This window comes from Sphingopyxis sp. USTB-05 (assembly GCF_023822045.1).
Taxonomy (GTDB): Bacteria; Pseudomonadota; Alphaproteobacteria; order Sphingomonadales; family Sphingomonadaceae; genus Sphingopyxis.
Genome location: NZ_CP084712.1, coordinates 2,978,167 through 2,995,261, shown reverse-complemented (window position 1 = coordinate 2,995,261; position 17,095 = coordinate 2,978,167). Strand labels below are relative to the sequence as shown.

At 63.8% G+C, this 17,095-nt stretch carries 16 protein-coding genes and 1 other RNA gene; 9 read left to right on the top strand and 8 right to left on the bottom strand.

What is annotated here, in order from left to right; genetic code table 11:
- Window positions 1-24: 24 nt before the first annotated feature.
- The 5 genes from carA (at window position 25) to KEC45_RS13815 (ending at window position 6,181) form a co-directional block, all read left to right on the top strand.
- On the top strand, window positions 25-1,197 hold the full coding sequence (gene carA / locus KEC45_RS13835) for a glutamine-hydrolyzing carbamoyl-phosphate synthase small subunit (RefSeq protein ID WP_062178115.1): 1,173 nt from the start codon (window positions 25-27) through the stop codon (window positions 1,195-1,197).
- Window positions 1,194-1,637, top strand: a complete 444-nt coding sequence (locus KEC45_RS13830; RefSeq protein WP_152682297.1) for a hypothetical protein — start codon at window positions 1,194-1,196, stop codon at window positions 1,635-1,637. The genes carA and KEC45_RS13830 overlap by 4 nt, the downstream gene beginning before the upstream one ends.
- On the top strand, window positions 1,637-4,957 hold the full coding sequence (gene carB, locus KEC45_RS13825) for a carbamoyl-phosphate synthase large subunit (protein ID WP_252171115.1): 3,321 nt from the start codon (window positions 1,637-1,639) through the stop codon (window positions 4,955-4,957). Before KEC45_RS13830 ends, carB begins: the two co-directional genes overlap by 1 nt.
- Window positions 4,958-5,054: 97 nt before the next feature.
- Window positions 5,055-5,531, top strand: a complete 477-nt coding sequence (gene greA / locus KEC45_RS13820; protein WP_062178124.1) for a transcription elongation factor GreA — start codon at window positions 5,055-5,057, stop codon at window positions 5,529-5,531.
- A 14-nt stretch (window positions 5,532-5,545) separates the two neighbouring features.
- Complete coding sequence (locus tag KEC45_RS13815; protein ID WP_062178126.1) at window positions 5,546-6,181, top strand: rhomboid family intramembrane serine protease; 636 nt, start codon at window positions 5,546-5,548, stop codon at window positions 6,179-6,181.
- 185 nt (window positions 6,182-6,366) lie between these two features.
- Here the strand turns inward: KEC45_RS13815 and KEC45_RS13810 are convergent, their stop codons facing one another.
- The 4 genes from KEC45_RS13810 to KEC45_RS13795 all read right to left on the bottom strand — a co-directional run bounded on the left by KEC45_RS13810 (window position 6,367) and on the right by KEC45_RS13795 (window position 9,130).
- Window positions 6,367-6,912, bottom strand: a complete 546-nt coding sequence (locus KEC45_RS13810) for an NUDIX hydrolase (RefSeq protein WP_062178130.1) — start codon at window positions 6,910-6,912, stop codon at window positions 6,367-6,369.
- Window positions 6,913-7,011: 99 nt separating this feature from the next.
- Entirely contained in the window at window positions 7,012-7,692 is a 681-nt protein-coding gene (locus tag KEC45_RS13805) for a TPM domain-containing protein (RefSeq protein ID WP_062178133.1), read from the bottom strand.
- A 12-nt stretch (window positions 7,693-7,704) separates the two neighbouring features.
- Window positions 7,705-8,526, bottom strand: a complete 822-nt coding sequence (locus KEC45_RS13800; RefSeq protein WP_252171114.1) for a YgcG family protein — start codon at window positions 8,524-8,526, stop codon at window positions 7,705-7,707.
- 7 nt (window positions 8,527-8,533) lie between these two features.
- Window positions 8,534-9,130, bottom strand: a complete 597-nt coding sequence (locus KEC45_RS13795; protein ID WP_062178136.1) for a LemA family protein — start codon at window positions 9,128-9,130, stop codon at window positions 8,534-8,536.
- Window positions 9,131-9,252: 122 nt separating this feature from the next.
- Between KEC45_RS13795 and mscL the strand changes: the two genes are divergently transcribed.
- Complete coding sequence (gene mscL, locus KEC45_RS13790; RefSeq protein ID WP_062178138.1) at window positions 9,253-9,669, top strand: large conductance mechanosensitive channel protein MscL; 417 nt, start codon at window positions 9,253-9,255, stop codon at window positions 9,667-9,669.
- A 38-nt stretch (window positions 9,670-9,707) separates the two neighbouring features.
- Window positions 9,708-10,064: a transfer-messenger RNA gene (ssrA, locus tag KEC45_RS13785) on the top strand.
- Between the two features lie 48 nt (window positions 10,065-10,112).
- On the opposite strand, the gene KEC45_RS13780 is transcribed toward ssrA, so the two are convergent.
- Window positions 10,113-10,523 carry a helix-turn-helix domain-containing protein gene (locus tag KEC45_RS13780; RefSeq protein ID WP_062178140.1) on the bottom strand — a complete coding sequence of 137 codons (411 nt, stop codon included), beginning with the start codon at window positions 10,521-10,523 and terminating at the stop codon, window positions 10,113-10,115.
- Window positions 10,524-10,592: 69 nt separating this feature from the next.
- Between KEC45_RS13780 and KEC45_RS13775 the strand changes: the two genes are divergently transcribed.
- Complete coding sequence (locus tag KEC45_RS13775) at window positions 10,593-11,216, top strand: cation transporter (RefSeq protein WP_062178143.1); 624 nt, start codon at window positions 10,593-10,595, stop codon at window positions 11,214-11,216.
- Between the two features lie 6 nt (window positions 11,217-11,222).
- On the opposite strand, the gene rhaT is transcribed toward KEC45_RS13775, so the two are convergent.
- The 3 genes from rhaT to KEC45_RS13760 are packed head-to-tail and all read right to left on the bottom strand — an operon-like array spanning window position 11,223 to window position 14,864.
- Entirely contained in the window at window positions 11,223-12,284 is a 1,062-nt protein-coding gene (gene rhaT / locus KEC45_RS13770) for an L-rhamnose/proton symporter RhaT (RefSeq protein WP_062178146.1), read from the bottom strand.
- A gap of 22 nt (window positions 12,285-12,306) precedes the next feature.
- Entirely contained in the window at window positions 12,307-13,449 is a 1,143-nt protein-coding gene (gene lldD, locus KEC45_RS13765) for an FMN-dependent L-lactate dehydrogenase LldD (RefSeq protein WP_062178148.1), read from the bottom strand.
- Window positions 13,446-14,864, bottom strand: coding sequence for an FGGY-family carbohydrate kinase (locus KEC45_RS13760; protein ID WP_062178151.1), 1,419 nt, complete (start codon window positions 14,862-14,864; stop codon window positions 13,446-13,448). Before KEC45_RS13760 ends, lldD begins: the two co-directional genes overlap by 4 nt.
- A 115-nt stretch (window positions 14,865-14,979) precedes the next feature.
- Here KEC45_RS13760 and KEC45_RS13755 point away from each other — a divergent pair, with 115 nt between their 5' ends.
- Complete coding sequence (locus KEC45_RS13755) at window positions 14,980-17,094, top strand: bifunctional rhamnulose-1-phosphate aldolase/short-chain dehydrogenase (protein WP_062178154.1); 2,115 nt, start codon at window positions 14,980-14,982, stop codon at window positions 17,092-17,094.
- The last annotated feature ends 1 nt before the right edge of the window (window position 17,095 follow it).

Sequence of the window (17,095 nt, the reverse complement as noted above, 5' to 3'; positions counted from 1 at the left end):
AGCCCCCCGTCCGGAGCATGTTGAATGGCACCTGCCAACCCCTCTGCCGCGCCCAAAAACCAGCCTTCCGGGGCGACTGGCGTCCTTGTCCTTGCCGATGGCACGATCCTGTGGGGCGTCGGCTATGGCGCTGCGGGCGCCGCTGTGGGCGAGATTTGTTTCAATACGTCGATGACGGGCTATCAGGAAATCCTGACCGACCCCAGCTATGCGGGGCAGATCGTCACCTTCACCTTCCCGCACATCGGCAATGTCGGCGCGAACCCCGAGGATATGGAACGCGGCGTACACGGCGCGCTCGGTGCCATCACGCGCGAGCTGCCGACGCAGCCCAGCAACTTCCGCAGCGTCCAGACGCTCCCCGAATGGATGGTGGAGCAGGGCGTGATCGGCCTCGCCGGCATAGACACGCGAGCACTGACGCGCCGCATCCGCGACGCGGGGGCGCCGAACGGCGTGATCGCGCACAGCCCCGACGGCAAGTTCGATATCGACGAACTGCTTGGACAAGCGCGCGGCTGGGCGGGACTCGAGGGTATGGACCTTGCGAAGGGTGTCAGCCGCACCGACACCGGCGACTGGACCGGCGGCGCGTGGACGCTGGGGCATGGCTATGCGAGCGAAGAGGGCGGCGAGCGCCCGCATGTCGTCGCGATCGACTATGGCGCGAAGGACAATATCTTCCGCAATCTCGTGAAAGCCGGCGCGCGCGTCACAGTGGTGCCCGCAACCGCGACCCTCGACGAGGTGCTCAGCCACCAGCCCGCGGGCGTGTTCCTCTCGAACGGTCCCGGCGATCCCGCGGCTACGGGCGATTATGCGGTGCCGGTGATCCAGGGTCTGCTCGAACGCGACGTGCCGATCTTCGGCATCTGCCTCGGCCACCAGATGCTCGGCATCGCGGCGGGCGCGAAAACGGTAAAGATGCATCAAGGCCATCGCGGCGCAAACCACCCGGTACAGCGCGCCGAAGATGGCGTGGTCGAGATCACCAGCATGAACCATGGCTTCGCAGTCGACGCCGCGACGCTGCCCGCCGGTGTGGTCGAAACGCACAAGAGCCTGTTCGACGGATCGAACTGCGGCATCGCGATCACGGGCAAGCGGGCGTTCAGCGTGCAATATCACCCCGAGGCGAGCCCGGGCCCGCAGGACAGTTTCTATCTGTTTGAGAAGTTTGTGGGTGGGCTGAAGTGATCGTCTCGGCAATCATGTCGCTACTCGCCGCGAATGCGCAGGTGATGTCTATTCCGGTAGAGTTTCCGGAATGGGTGATCGAGTGCCCCGCAGGTAAGCAGGGTCGCGACGGTGAGCCGCTATGCAATGCTTTGGCTTCCAGCCAACCTCCTCCAATTCTTGTCGAACGGGTCGACCAAGGTATGGAGATCAAACAGATCGGTCTTTGCACACCGAAACAGGATCGAACAAAGATTATCGAAAATCCGTCGATCGTTGTGCCGCTGAAGCGAGGGGTGTCCGGCGCGGACATCCAAAAGGCTTTCAACGAAAACCTGCTGGTTTTGCTGAACGCCACGAACGAGATCTGTGGCTATTCCAGCAAGCTCATATTCGATCAAAAACAAGTAGCTGAGATGGTCGAAGCCGTCTTTGTGGCGAAGAACGAGACGAAAAAATAATGCCCAAAAGAACCGACATCCAATCCATCCTCGTCATCGGCGCCGGCCCGATCGTTATCGGTCAGGCGTGCGAGTTCGACTATTCGGGAACGCAGGCGATCAAGGCGTTGAAGGAGGAGGGCTATCGCATCGTCCTCGTCAACTCCAACCCCGCGACGATCATGACCGATCCCGATCTGGCGGACGCCACATATGTGGAGCCGATCACGCCCGAGATCGTCGCGAAGATCATCGCGAAGGAGCGCCCCGATGCGGTGCTGCCGACGATGGGCGGGCAGACCGCGCTCAACACCGCGCTGGCGCTGTTCAACGACGGAACGCTGGAGAAATATGGCGTCGAGATGATCGGCGCCGATGCCGAGGCGATCGACAAGGCCGAGGACCGGATCAAGTTCCGCGACGCGATGGACAAGATCGGGCTGGAAAGCGCGCGCTCGGGCATTGCGCACACGCTTGAAGAGGCGTTCGCCGTACTCGAACGCACCGGCCTGCCGTCGATCATCCGTCCCAGTTTCACCATGGGCGGCACCGGCGGCGGCATCGCGTATAACCGTGAGGAATTCGAGCATATCGTCCGCGGCGGCCTGATCGCGTCGCCGACGACCGAGGTCCTGATCGAGGAATCGCTCCTCGGCTGGAAAGAATATGAGATGGAGGTTGTCCGGGACCGCAAGGACAATTGCATCATCATCTGCTCGATCGAAAATGTCGATCCGATGGGCGTGCATACCGGCGACAGCATCACCGTCGCGCCGGCGCTGACGCTGACCGACAAGGAATATCAGATCATGCGCAACGCGAGCATCGCGGTGCTGCGTGAAATCGGCGTCGAAACAGGCGGTTCGAACGTGCAGTTCGCGGTCAATCCCAAGGACGGCCGCCTGATCGTGATCGAGATGAATCCGCGCGTGTCGCGTTCGTCGGCACTCGCGTCGAAGGCGACGGGCTTCCCGATCGCCAAGGTCGCGGCGAAGCTCGCGGTCGGCTACACGCTCGACGAGATCATGAACGACATCACGGGCGTCACCCCGGCGTCGTTCGAACCGACCATCGACTATGTCGTAACCAAAATCCCGCGCTTCGCCTTTGAAAAGTTCAAGGGCGCCGAGGCGACGCTGTCGACCGCGATGAAGTCGGTTGGCGAAGTGATGGCGATCGGCCGAACGATCCACGAGAGCTTGCAAAAGGCGCTGCGCGGGTTGGAGACGGGCCTGAGCGGCTTCAACTTCGTCGATCGCCTCAAGGGCGCGAGCCACGACCAGCTTCGCAGCGAACTCGCGAAGCGCACCCCCGACCGGCTGCTCAATACCGCGCAGGCGATCCGCGAGGGATTGCCGCTCACCGAGATCAACCGCGTCGCGGGTTACGACATGTGGTTCCTCGAACGCATCGCCGAGATTGTTGCGGCCGAACAGGATGTTTGCGAAAACGGCCTGCCGCGCGACGCCGAGGGGCTTCGCAAGCTGAAAGCCATGGGCTTCTCGGACAAGCGTCTCGCCTATCTTGCGCTTCAGTCGGCGAATCTGCGCCCCGGATCGAAGCGCGCGACCGCGCGGGGTTCGGGCCTGATCCACGAAGCGGTAAAGGCGATGACCGGCGGCGTGACCGAGGCCGAAGTGCGCGCGCTGCGCCACAAGCTGGGCGTCCGCCCGGTGTTCAAGACGATCGACACCTGTGCCGCCGAATTTCAGGCACAGACGCCCTATCTCTATTCTACCTACGAAGCGCCGACCTTTGGCGAGCCCGAGAATGAGGCGAACCCGAGCGATCGGAAGAAGGTCGTTATCCTCGGCGGCGGCCCGAACCGGATCGGGCAGGGAATCGAGTTCGATTATTGCTGCTGCCACGCCTGCTTCGCGCTTGAGGAAGCGGGTTATGAAACAATCATGATCAACTGCAACCCGGAGACGGTGTCGACCGACTATGACACGTCGGACCGCCTCTATTTCGAGCCGCTGACCGCCGAAGATGTGCTCGAAATCCTGCACGTCGAAATGTCGAAGGGCGAGCTCGTCGGGGTGATCGTGCAGTTCGGCGGGCAGACCCCACTGAAGCTTGCGCAGGCGCTCGCCGAAGCGGGTATCCCGATCCTCGGTACCTCGCCCGATGCGATCGACCTAGCCGAAGACCGCGAGCGCTTTGCGGCACTCGTCAACAAGCTTGGCCTGAAACAGCCCGAGAATGGCATCGCGCGCAGCCGCGAGGAAGCCGTCGCGGTTGCGGCGCGCATCGGTTACCCGGTGCTCACGCGTCCCTCCTATGTGCTCGGCGGCCGCGCGATGGAGATCGTCGACGATCAGGCGCAGCTCGAAAATTATATCGAGACCGCGGTACAGGTGTCGGGCGACTCGCCGGTGCTGATCGACCGCTATCTGCGCGACGCGATCGAGGTCGATGTCGATGCCTTGTGCGACGGGACCGACGTCGTCGTTGCGGGCGTGCTCCAGCATATCGAGGAAGCCGGGGTCCATTCGGGCGACAGCGCCTGCTCGATCCCGCCGTACAGCCTGTCGGCCGAAATCATCGCCGAAATCGAACGACAGACCGAAGCGCTCGCGCGCGCGCTAGAGGTCCGCGGCCTCATGAACATCCAGTTCGCGGTGAAGGATGACGAGGTCTATCTGATCGAGGTCAATCCGCGCGCCAGCCGTACCGTGCCCTTCGTCGCAAAGGCCGTCGGTTCGCCGATCGCCAAGATCGCGGCGCGTGTGATGGCGGGCGAGAAGCTTGCCTACCTTCCCAAGATCAACCGCGACATCGCGCATGTCGCGGTGAAGGAAGCGGTGTTCCCCTTCGCGCGCTTCCCGGGCACCGATCCGGTGCTGTCGCCCGAAATGAAGTCCACCGGCGAAGTCATGGGAATCGACCGCAATTTCAACCTCGCCTTTGCCAAGGCGCAGCTCGGCGCGGGCGACCGCCTGCCGACGACGGGCCGTGTCTTCGTGTCGGTCAAGGACAGCGACAAGCCGCGCATTCTCGGCGCGGTGAAGCAACTGACCGACTGGGGCTGGAAGGTCGTCGCGACCGGCGGCACCGCCGATTTTCTGGCGGGGCAGGGCATCGAGGTCGAGCGCGTCAACAAGGTTGCCGAAGGTCGTCCGCATATCGTCGACAGGATCAAGGACGGCGACGTCCAACTGATCTTCAACACGACCGAGGGTTGGCAATCGTTGCAGGATTCGCAGTCGATCCGCGCGTCGGCGCTCGCGGCGGACATCGCCTATTACACGACGGCTGCGGCAAGTGACGCGTCGACGCAGGCGATCGGGGCGCTTCGCGCGCACTCTCTTGAAGTGAAGCCGCTTCAGGACTATTATTGAAGGCACCGCTCCAACTCCCCGACATTGACGGAACAGCGGCGCAGCCGCCCGGCGAAGTTTCGCTGGCGCTGGATTATTGACGAAGGACAACAGGATAATGGCAAGCGTTGAAAAGGTGCCGATGCTGGCAGAAGGCTATGAGAAGCTGAACGCGCAACTCGCGATCCTCAAAGCCGAGCGACCGTTGATCGTCGATGCGATCGAGGAAGCACGCGCGCATGGCGACCTTTCGGAAAATGCCGAATATCACGCCGCGAAGGAACGCCAGGGTCAGGTTGAAGCGACGATCGGCGATCTCGAGGACAAGCTTTCGCGCGCGCAGGTGATCGACCCGACGACGCTGTCGGGCGACCGCATCGTGTTCGGTGCCACCGTCACGCTCGCTGACGAGGATGACAAGCCCGTCCGCTATCAAATCGTCGGGCAGGCCGAAGCCGACGCCAAGGACGGCAAGATCAGCTATAATTCGCCGCTCGGCCGTGCGCTCATCGGTCGTCGCGTCGACGACGAGGTCGAAGTCACCGTGCCTGCGGGCGACAAATATTATCTGGTGACCAAGATCGAATTCATCTGACGGGCGCTGCGAGGATGAAGCCTCAGGACGCGCCGCTGGTCACGGGCTATGCGCTCGTCTGCGTCGTCGTCTTCGTGCTCCTCTGGATCACCGGCTTCCAGATCGACGCGATCGTGCGCGCGGGGTTCATCCCCGCGCGTTTCGGTTCCGAACTGATCCTGCCGCCGGGGACGATGGTTCCCTTTGTGCTGACGCCGCTGTCGTCGGCCTTCCTGCATGGCGGCGTGTTGCACATCGCCTTCAACATGCTGGTGCTGCTTTTCATCGGCCGCCAGCTAGAGGCGCCGTTGGGATCGAAAGCGATGGCGGTACTGCTGCTTGTCGGCGCCTATGGCGGCGCGCTTGCCCAATATCTCGCCGATCCGGCATCGGCGGTGCCGATGATCGGTGCAAGCGGCGCCATCTCGGCGCTGATCGCCGTCTTCGCGCTGATCTTCAGCCGGTCAAAGGCTTCTGCGATCGGCCCGATTCCCGGCCATTGGGTGCGCGCGCTCTGGCTCGCCGCGGCGTGGATCGGGCTTCAGCTGCTTATCGGTTTTACGGGCGGCGGCGGGTTCGGCGCGGTCGCGATCTGGGCGCATGTCGGCGGCTTCCTCGCCGGCCTCCTGCTGGCGCGCCCACTACTCCGCTGGCGCTTCGGCGCGCGCTAGTTACCGGATCTGACGAGAATATCGGCTTTGGGGTGGGGCCGACGTTCAGTCACCCACTTCCGTCATCCCGGGCTTGACCCGGGATCCCGCTTTTTTGACGCACGCGCTACCTTCGGTATCAAGCGTGACCCCGGATCAAGTCCGGGGTGACGACGAGAGAGACGACAGCTTCCGCTCGAAATCCACTATCCGGCCAACAATCCACCCGCCAACAGCATCGCCACGCGGACATCGATCCCGCATCCCTCGGCACGTTTCGCCGCCACGAAATCGGCGATGCTATCCAGCGGTACGCGGTGGACGATGATATCCTCGCCATCGACCCCGCCGCCTTCGCCGATCTTCGTCAGGCCGGTTGCGACCAGCAGGGTGAAGCTTTCGCTGACCATTCCCGGCGAGCTGTAGAATTCGCCGACGGTACGCCAACGGGTAGCTTGATACCCCGTCTCTTCCTCCAGCTCACGCTGCGCGGCAACTTCTGCAACTTCCGCGATCCCATCGTCGCCAACCAGCCCTGCGGGCAATTCGATGCACCGAACCTTCAGCGGGACGCGATATTGTTCGACAAGGATGACATGGCGGCCATCGTCGGCCTCGTCGATCGCGAGAATCACCGCAGCGTGAATGCCGCGCGAGCGCGAGACATATTCCCACGTGCCCTGCTGCTTGACCGTGATGAAGCGGCCTTCCCACCGCGTTTCGATGGGGGCGTCGGGTAAGGGGAGGGGCATATCTTATCCTATCGTCATTGCGAGCGGAGCGACGCAATCCAGGCCGGTTTGCGCTGCGCTGGATTGCCACGCGGCTTCACCGCTCGCAACGACGAAGGACTATAATTCGATGAGCCGGTCCGGCAATTCGTTCGGATTTTCGCTACCGCGCGGGAAATGCGCGGCAAGCACGATGCCCATCTGGCGCACCGCTTCGGCCATGCCTTGACCCGGCTCTCCTGCGCGTACGCGTTCGATCAGCGCAGCCATCGCGTCGCCCCAGACATCGGCGGATACCTTGGCGGCGATCGCCTCGTCGGCGACGATATCGGCGCGATGCTCCTTAAGGCTGAGGTAGAGGAGAACGCCGGTGCGGCCCACGGTCTTGCCCTCGGTTCCGACTTTGAACAGGTCGATCGCGCGGGCGCGCACGCGCTCGGCCTTGATGCTGCGCGGGGTAAGCGCCATGCGCAGCGGCCGCCAGAGCAGAATCAGCCACATGCCGATCCATTTGACGACGCCGATCGCAATCACCGTTCCAAGCCATTGATTGGCCGTCAGCTCATGTCCCCAGCCGCCGGTCAACCGGTCGTACAGGCCGCGGTAGAATTCGGGAAAAAGCGCGACGATCGACATCGCGAGAAAGGCGATGATGCTCGCCCAGACTAGCGCGACATCGTCATAGTCGTTGGATTTGCCGGCAACGACGGTGACGATCTCGCCGCTTGTGTGCGTCTCGGCCGCCGCGACCGCGGCGGTGACGATATCGTGGTCGGCTTCGCTGACATGGCTGACTTTCATGCGCCCGCTCCCTTACCAGCCGCCGGAGGCGCCGCCGCCCCCGAAGCTGCCGCCGCCGCCCGAAAATCCGCCGAAGCCGCCACCGCCGCCGCCCCATGAAGAGCCGCCGCCCGATCCCCAATGGTCATCGTCGTCGCCGCCCCAGATGATGATCGGCGGGGCGCCCCACGGGCTGTCCTTGCGCCGCTTCTTGCCGCGCCGCGACCGGCTCGACAGCCAGGGGATGACGAAAAAGATGAAGAAGATGAAACCGATGAAGAACAACCCGCCGAAATTGCCGTCGCCGGCGCGGTCGCGCTCGGCCTTGTCGGCGGCGGCGGCGCGCGCGGCGGCTTCCTCGGGTGTAAGCTGGATCTGCTGCGCGATAGCGTTGACGCCGTCCTGAATTCCGCCGGGCATATCGCCCGCCTTGAACTTCGGCGTCACGACGTCGCGGATGATCCGGCCCGACAAGGCGTCGGTCAGGATCGGTTCGAGGCCATAGCCGACCGCGATATTCATCCGCCGTTCGTTCGGCGCGATCAGGAAGACGACGCCGTCGTCCTTTTCCTTGTCGCCGATCTGCCATTCGCGGCCGAGGCGGTAGCCGTAATCGGCGACGTCATGGCCTTCGAGGTCGCGTACCGTCGCGACGACAAGCTGATGCCCGGTCCTTTGCTGGAGTTCGAGCAACTGTGTATTGAGTGCCGCTTCCTCCGCCGCCGGAATGATATCGGCCTGATCGACGACCGGATTCCCCGCGAGCTTGGGAAAAGTCTGCGCCGCGGCAGGCGCCGCGAACAGCAGCAGCCCTGCCAGGGCCGCTGCTGTCAGCGATCGAAATGGGGTGGGCACGCCCACCTTATTGCCCGAAGTCGACCTTCGGCGCCTGGTTGGCGTTGGGCGTGACAGCCTTATATGGCGTCATCGGCTGCGCGCCATGCACGATCTTTGCGCCGATGATGTCGGGGAAGGTGCGGATCGTCGTATTATAGTCCTGCACCGCGGCATTATAGTCCTGCACCGTCACGTTGATGCGGTTCTCGGTGCCCTCGAGCTGCGTCATCAGGTCGGCGAAGCGGGCCTGGCTCTTGAGGTCGGGATATTGTTCGACGGTGACGAGCAGGCGGCCCAGCGCACCCGACACATTGCCCTGTGCCTGCTGAAAGGCCTGAACCTTCGCGGGGTCATTGAGGTCGTCGGTGCTGAGCTTGACCTGCGTCGCCGAGGCGCGCGCCTGGATTACGCCCTCAAGCGTCGACTGTTCGATCTTCGACGCGCCCTTTGCGGTTTCGACGAGGTTGGGGATCAGGTCGGCGCGGCGCTGGTACGCGGCTTCGACATTCGCCCATTTGGCTTTCGCCGCTTCTTCCTTGGTCGGGACGCTGTTGATGCCGCAGGCGGACAGGCTCATCGCGGCGACAGGCAGGATCAACCAGCGAGCGGAACGATAGGTCATGGTCAAAAACTCCCTCCGGCGGCGTTTTGCCGCAACAATACACATAATAGGAAGCCGCTTGCCTTTGTGCAATCGTCGCGGCACCTTTCTCGGCAAGGCTCAACAATCCGGGGTACGACAAGATGCTGAGTGAATTCAGGGAATTTATCGCGCGCGGCAATGTCATCGACCTTGCGGTCGGTGTGATCATCGGCGGCGCGTTTGCGACGATCACCAAATCGCTGACCGAAGATATCATCATGCCAGTCGTCGGCGCGCTCTTTGGCGGGGTCGATTTCTCGAACATGTTTATTCGTCTCGGCCCGGTTCCTGAGGGCGTTTCGGCGACCGACTATGCGGCGCTGAAAGAGGCCGGGGTCGCGATGTTCGGCTATGGCGCCTTTATCACGGCGACGATCAATTTCCTGATTCTGGCGTGGATCATCTTTCTGCTGGTAAAGGCGGTGAACAAGGTCGTGCGGAAGGCGCCTGACGCGCCCGCAGGTCCGACCGAGGTCGATATCCTCACCGAAATCCGGGACGAATTGCGAAAGAAATAAGGGAGTTGAGCCCGTTACGGGACGAATGGCCCGCCTGCGCTCTTTCCAAGTGCGGGCGGGCTTCCTATATAAGTCGTGCCGGTTTCGGCCGGCTATGAGGATAAATGGTGTCGTGGAATAGACACAGCGGACCCGGGGGCAGTACCCGGCGGCTCCACCACAAACCCGCGTTTCTTCGATGGGCGCGCGGGCTTCTGACGGGGCCGAACCAGGATCGACGTGTGTTCAAAGACGATATTTTCTTCCGGGCTGAGTAACCCGTTAAAGGCTCAAAACCAATAGGTGCTAACGATAACGAAGCACTCGCTCTGGCTGCCTAACCGATAAGCCTCACGGCCTAAGGTTAGACAAATAGAACGCGGTTCGGACCGAACCGGGCAACAGAATCGGATACCAGCGGCTGGGGACGAGCCGGGCAACAGAATCGTCCCACCTTTCCCAAATCAATGCGCGCTTTCGCAGTGCCGGTGATCGCCAAGTGCCTCGATCACCCGGCAGTCGGCCGCCGCACCACCGCGGCAACGCCCGACGATCCGCGCGAGCTCGTCACGCAGCGCGGTCAATTGCGCGATCTTTTCTTCGACCTGTTCCAGATGCGCGGTCGCGATACGGTCGGCCTCACCGCAATCGCGCGCGGGATCGTCCGACAGGTCCAGCAGCGAACGAATCTCTTCGATCGTGAAGCCCAGATCGCGCGAATGGCGCACAAAGCTCAACCGCGACCGATGCGCGTCGCCATAGCTGCGGTAGTTCGCGGCGGTGCGACTCGGCGCGGGCAGCAGACCGATGCGCTCATAATAGCGGATGGTTTCGATATTCGTGCCGGTGGCACGCGACAGTTCGCCAATTTTCATCGCTTGACCCTGTAGTTGCTACAGGGTGCATATAGGGTGCCGACTCGAAGATGACAGGAGATTTCGGCGATGGCCGATCAATGCTGTGCCGGCAAAAGTGGCAAGACCGCGCTCAACGATCCCAAGTGGCGGCGTATCCTGTGGATCGCGCTGCTGATTAACGCAGCGATGTTCGGCGTCGAGATCGTCGCGGGCGTCGCGGCGGACTCGCGCGCGCTTCAGGCTGATGCGCTCGACTTCCTCGGCGACAGCGCAAATTATGCGATCAGCCTTGGCGTTGCGGGCATGGCGCTCGCATGGCGTGCGCGCGCCGCTTTGCTGAAGGCGGGGACGATGCTCGCCTTCGGCCTTTGGGTATTCGGATCGGCGGTCTGGGGTTTTGTTAGCGGATCGGCGCCGCATGCCGAGACGATGGGACTGATCGGCGCGCTCGCGCTCGCTGCCAATGTGGCGGTCGCGCTTATGCTCTATCGCTATCGCACCGGCGACGCGAACATGCGTTCGGTGTGGATCTGCTCGCGCAACGATGCGATCGGCAATATCGCGGTGATGGGCGCGGCGCTCGGCGTGTTCGGCACCGGGCGCAGTTGGCCCGACCTGATCGTCGCTGCGATCATGGCTGCACTCGCGATCTGGGGAAGCGTCGAGGTGTTCCGGCAGGCGCGCGGCGAACTTACCGCAACGCCTGCCTAGGAGAGATTACGCGAGGCTGTTGCCGAGGCCGATCACGACGGTCGACGCCATCAGCACTGCAATCCCGAGCCAGACCAGCGCGCGGGTGCGCTGGCCCGCGGGCGCCCATTCCTTGAGCGCGAAGCCCCAGAGGGTCGAAAAGAGGATGATGCTCGCCATATGCAGCGTCCAGCTTGAGAAGCCGAAGCGCCCCATCTGGCTTTCGCCCATCGTGTAGAAGAAGAATTGGAAATACCAGAGCGTGCCGCCGAGCGCAGCGAGGCCATAGTTGAGCGCGAGCGGCGGCCGTTCGGTCGCACCGGGCGCGGCTTCGCCGGCGAACTGGCGTATGCTGCGGTTGCGCGCGATGAGGATCGCGCACCATATTAGGTTTGTCGTAAGCCCGCCGAGCAGCACGACGCACAGAACGGGCAGTCCCTGCCATAGCGGGTCGGTCCCGGCGGCGAGCGTCAGCTCGCGGATCGGCGCGCCGGCGTCGAGGCCCCAGGCGAAACAGCCCGACATGATGCCGGAGAAGACTGCGATCGCCAATCCTTTGCGGAGATTGAATTCGGATTTGTCGGCCTCTGCGACCGCCGCGCCCATCTCACGTTCCTTGCGGCGTCCGGCCTGCGCGACAATGACGATCCCTATCAGCGTAATCGCGATGCCGAGAAACACCGTCTGCCCGCTGGTCGTGGCGAACAATTCTCCCAAGGTCCCGCGAAAGATCGGCGGCCCCATCGTGCCGATGACGGTCGTCAGCCCGAGCGCGACCGCCATGCCAAGCGAGAGGCCAAGGTAGCGCATGGTGAGCCCGAAGGTCAGTCCGCCAAGTCCCCACATCGCGCCCCAGAACCAGCACCAGAACCAGATATCACCGGGCGTCCGGCTGAGGACACCGACCAGGTCGTGGGTCTGGATCGAGGCGAAGAGCCAAGGAGCTATCAGCCACGAGAAGATGCCGCCGGTGATCCAGAAAACCTCCCACGACCAGGCGCGGATGCGCTTGTACGGCACATAGAAGCTCGCCGACGATAGCCCGCCCAGCCAGTGAAAGAACACGCCGAGCAGCGGGTTCGCATCCATCCTTTTTCTCCCCTCATTCCCGTCAGGCGGCTAATGTCTCCGGCCCGATCCTGTCCACCCCGGTCACCCCGGTAAGCGCCATTGCGACACGCATTTCGGCCTCGATCAGGTCGAGCACGTGTCGCACGCCGCGTCCCCCGTCCGCCGCGAGCGCAAATGCCCAGGCCCGACCGAGCAGCACGCCTTTGGCGCCCAATGCGAGCATCCGCACGACATCGAGGCCCGACCGCACGCCGCCATCGGCGAGCAGCGTCAGCCGGTCACCGACCGCATCGGCGATCGCGGGCAGCGCGCGCGCGACCGACGGCACTCCATCGAGCTGGCGCCCGCCATGATTCGATACGATGATCCCGTCGACCCCCGCCTCGGCGGCGCGCCGTGCGTCTTCGGTGTCCAAAATGCCCTTTAAGACGATAGGTCTGGCCCAGTGGGCGCGAACGAAATCCAGGTCGGCCCAAGTTATGCCCGGATCGAAGTTATTTTTCATCCAGCCCAAGAAGTCTTCGAGTCCCGATTTCGGGCCGAGCAGCGGCGCGACGTTGCCTAGCTGATGCGGGCGGCCATGGATGCCGACGTCCCATGCCCAGCCGGGGCGGGTCATGGCCTGGCCGATACGGCGCAGTTGCCCGCGAAGTCCCGAGGCGCCCGACAGGCCCGAGCGCACATCGCGATAGCGCGCGCCCGGGAGCGGCATGTCGACGGTGAAGACGAGCACGGGGCAGCGGGCCTCGCTGGCCTCGTCGAGCAGCGATCGCATAAAGCCGCGGTCGCGCATCATATAGAGCTGGAACCAGAAGGGCGTCGGGGAGCCCTGCGCGACCTCGGCGAGGGAGCAGGCCGAAACGGTCGACAGCGTAAAGGGCACACCCTTCGCTGCCGCCGCACGCGCGGCCTGTACCTCGCCGCGGCGTGCAGCCATTCCGGCGAGGCCGATCGGACCGAGCGCGACGGGCATCGATACTGGCTGGCCGAACAACGTCGTCGACAGGTCGATCGCCGACACGTCGTTCAGCACGTGCTGGCGCAGCGCAATGTCCTGCAGGTCGGCGATGTTGGCATGTAGCGTCCGCTCGGCATAGGAGCCGCCGTCGAAATATTCGAACAGGAAGTGCGGCAGGCGTCGCCGGGCGGCTTCGCGATAGTCGCCGATCGATGCTGCTTTCACGCGGTTTCTTCCACCCGTTCGGCTTCTTCGCGCCAGCGGTCGCGATAGGGCCCAAGATCGATATCGAGCGGCTCGACCAGTTCGAGCGGTTCTGCCGTGGGCAACGCGGCGTCCAAGAGCCGCAGCGCACCATAGGAAACGTCATTGTGCGCCTTACCGATATAGGTGCGAAGGTCGGGCCGCAGCGCCGCAAGCGCGCGGACGAAAACCTGCCCTTCGGCGAAGCGGCCCTCGATCAACAGGCGTTCCCTTGTGCCGATCAGGCCCAACGACGCGTCGGTGACCAGCGCGGCGTATAGCGACACTGCGGCGCGGCGCGCGGGCTGCCCCGGAGGCTCGGCGATCCATCGGCCGCGACCATGCGGGAAGGGGCCGAAGCCCGGCGCGAAGGTGGGCAGCAGCATTGCGCCACCGGCGAGCGTATCGGGCAGCGCGTCCAGCAGTGCGGGTTGGTCAGGCGCAATGTCGCTTTGCCGCGTGTCGAGGCCGATCAATGTCTCGATCTCGCGCCCACCCATGAATCGGGCCGACGGGATCGGTGTGCCGTGGACATCGACGTTGATCAGGCAATCGCGACGCTCGTCGAGGCGGGCGATGTCGACCGACGCCGCGTCCTGGGGAGATCGCATCGCGACGAACCATGTGCCCGTCGACAGCACGGTCGACTCATGATCTGCGATTTCGGCGAAGCCGCGCGCGGCGAGCAGCGCCGCGTTCGAATCATGAAGGCCGCAATGGATCTCGGTGTCGGCGGGCAGCCCGGTCCGGAAAACCCATTCGGGCCGCAGCGTGCCCAATATGTCGCCCGCCGTGCGCAGCGGGGCAAGTCGTTCCGCCCAGCCGTGCCGTTCGGCGAGTCCGGACGGCCTGCCGGCGATCGGGTTCCAGAGATCGGTATGACAGCCGAGGCTGGTCACCTCCGATGCGGCCACCCCGCTCAATAGCCAACTCCAATATTGCGCCCAAGGCACGATTTGCGTGCCGCGCGCGAGCGTGGGGTCGCGACGCTCAAGACGGAAAAGCTGCGCGCCGAGATTGAGCCCGTCGGGCAGGGCGGGGGAGCCCGTCTCTGCAAAGGCGTCCCGCTCGGCCGCATAGGCTGTGCGCAAGTCCGCCGGCAGCGCTTCTTCATAGTCGAGCGGGGGGCAAGCAAGATGGTCGCCGCGAATAATCGCTGCGCCGGCACCATGGCCCACCGGAACGATCGCGCCTACGTCCGCAAGCGTCGCGAAATATCGCAGCACCTCGACGGCCCAGGCTTCGATCCCGGCCGTGTCGAGCGCGGCATAGCCCGCCGTCCTGATGCGCTCGTTCGGCCGCACGCGCCGTTCAATCAAGGCGCCATCCGGCGACCAGAGGCTCAGCTTTGCCAAGGTTTTCCCGATATCGAGGACTATGGTGGCGCGACCCTTCATCCCTCTCCCTTTGCTTCGTTGCGACCGAATTTGATCGAACTTTATCGAAACTGATTGCAGGACGCCAGCGTTTTCGATACATGGCTTGTCATAGTCGAAACAACGAGTTTCCTTCATGCCCGATCTTCTGGACGTCCCACCGAAATCCAACGCTGCCGCGCTGCCATTCGTCATTCCGGCGAATCGCTGGTCGGACGAAGAGGCGGCGGACAAGTCGCCCGAAGATCTGCTGCTCTATCGCTCTAACCGGCTCGGGTCGGACCTCACCGTCACCAATTTCGGCGGGGGGAACACATCGGCCAAGCTCGATGCGCGCGATCCGCTCACCGGCGAAACGGTGCCGGTCCTGTGGGTGAAGGGATCGGGGGGCGACATCGGTTCGATGAAGCTCGACGGGTTTTCGACACTCTACCAGAGCAAGCTTCTTGGTCTCGAGAAGCTCTATCGCGGGCTGGAGCATGAAGACGAGATGGTCGGCTATCTGCCGCACTGCACCTTCGCGCTCAATCCGCGCGCGGCGTCGATCGATACCCCGCTCCATAGCTATCTGCCCTTTGCACATGTCGACCATGTCCATCCGGACGCGATCATCGCGCTCGCCGCGTCGAGCGAAGGCGAGGCTGCGACCAAGGCGATCTGGGGCGGAGCGGTGGGCTGGCTGCCCTGGCAGCGCCCCGGGTTCGATCTCGGGCTCAAATTGCGCGACTATGTTGCCGCTCATCCGGGTCTTCGCGGCGTGATGCTCGCGGGCCATGGCATCATCTGCTGGGGCGATAGCGCCAAGGTCTGTTACGATAACACCATCGCGCTGATCACCGATGCCGCGAGGCATCTGAACGCCAAGCTGGCCACCAAGTCGGGGTTCGGAGGTGAGGTCATCGCGCCGCTGCCAGCCGCCGAACGCGCCTTCGCAGCCGCCAGGCTGATGCCGCTGCTGCGCGGGTTGATGGGGGGACGGCGCGTGGGGCATTTCGCCGACGATGCCGAAACGCTCGAATTCACGAGCAGCCGAGATTTTGCAAAACTCGCAGTGATCGGCACTTCGTGCCCCGACCATTTCCTGCGCACCAAGATTGCGCCGCTCGTGCTCGACCCGGCACGGATCGACGACAGCAACTATCTGGCGGAGCGGATCGAGGCGTATCGCGCCGACTATGCCGCTTATTATCAGCGATGCGCGCGGCCGGGTTCGCCGGCAATGCGCGATCCCAATCCCGTCGTCGTGCTGGTTCCCGGCATCGGCCGTATGACATTTGCCGGTGACAAGACGACCGCGCGGCTTGCGGGCGAATTCTATGCGAACGCGATCAATGTGATGCGCGGTGCCGAGGCGATCGGCGCCTATGTCGGGCTCGACGAGCAGGAAGCGTTCGATATCGAATATTGGCTGCTCGAGGAAGCGAAGCTCCAGCGCATGCCGAAGCGCAAGCCTCTCGCCGGTCGCATCGCGCTCGTAACCGGCGGCGCGGGCGGCATCGGTGCCGCAACCGCCGAACGCCTTGCCGCTGACGATGCGTGCGTGCTGCTTGTCGACCGCGATGCCGATGCGCTGACCAAGGCGGCGCAGGAACTTGAAGGCCGCTTTGGCCGCGACCGCATTCGCTCGGCAGTGTGCGACGTGACCGACGAAGTGCAGGTTGCGGCGGCCTTTGCGGACTGCGCGCGCGAGTTCGGGGGGCTCGACATTCTTGTCGCGAACGCGGGCATCGCCTCGTCGGCGCCGATCGAGGATACGACGCTCGAACTGTGGCAGCGCAATTACGATGTGCTTGCGCAGGGCTATTTCCTCACCGCGCGCGCAGCCTTTCCGCTGATGAAGGCGCAGGGCGGCGGTTCGATCGTTTTCATCGGGTCGAAGAACGGGATCGCCGCGGCGACCAACGCCTCGGCCTATGCGTCGGCAAAGGCGGCGGCACTGCACCTTGCGCGCTGCCTCGCGCTGGAAGGGGCGCCGTTCGGTATCCGCGTCAACACGGTCAATCCCGATGCGGTGATCAAGGGATCGCGTATCTGGGACGGCGACTGGCGCCGCGAACGCGCGGGTGCGCACGGCATCGATTCGGGCAGCGAGCTCGAAGAACATTATCGCAACCGGTCGATGCTGAAGCGCGACGTGCTGCCCGAGGATGTCGCTGAAGCGGTCTATTTCCTCAGTTCTGATATGTCGGCAAAGTCGACCGGCAATATGATCAACGTCGACGCGGGCAACGCGCAGGCATTTACGCGATAAG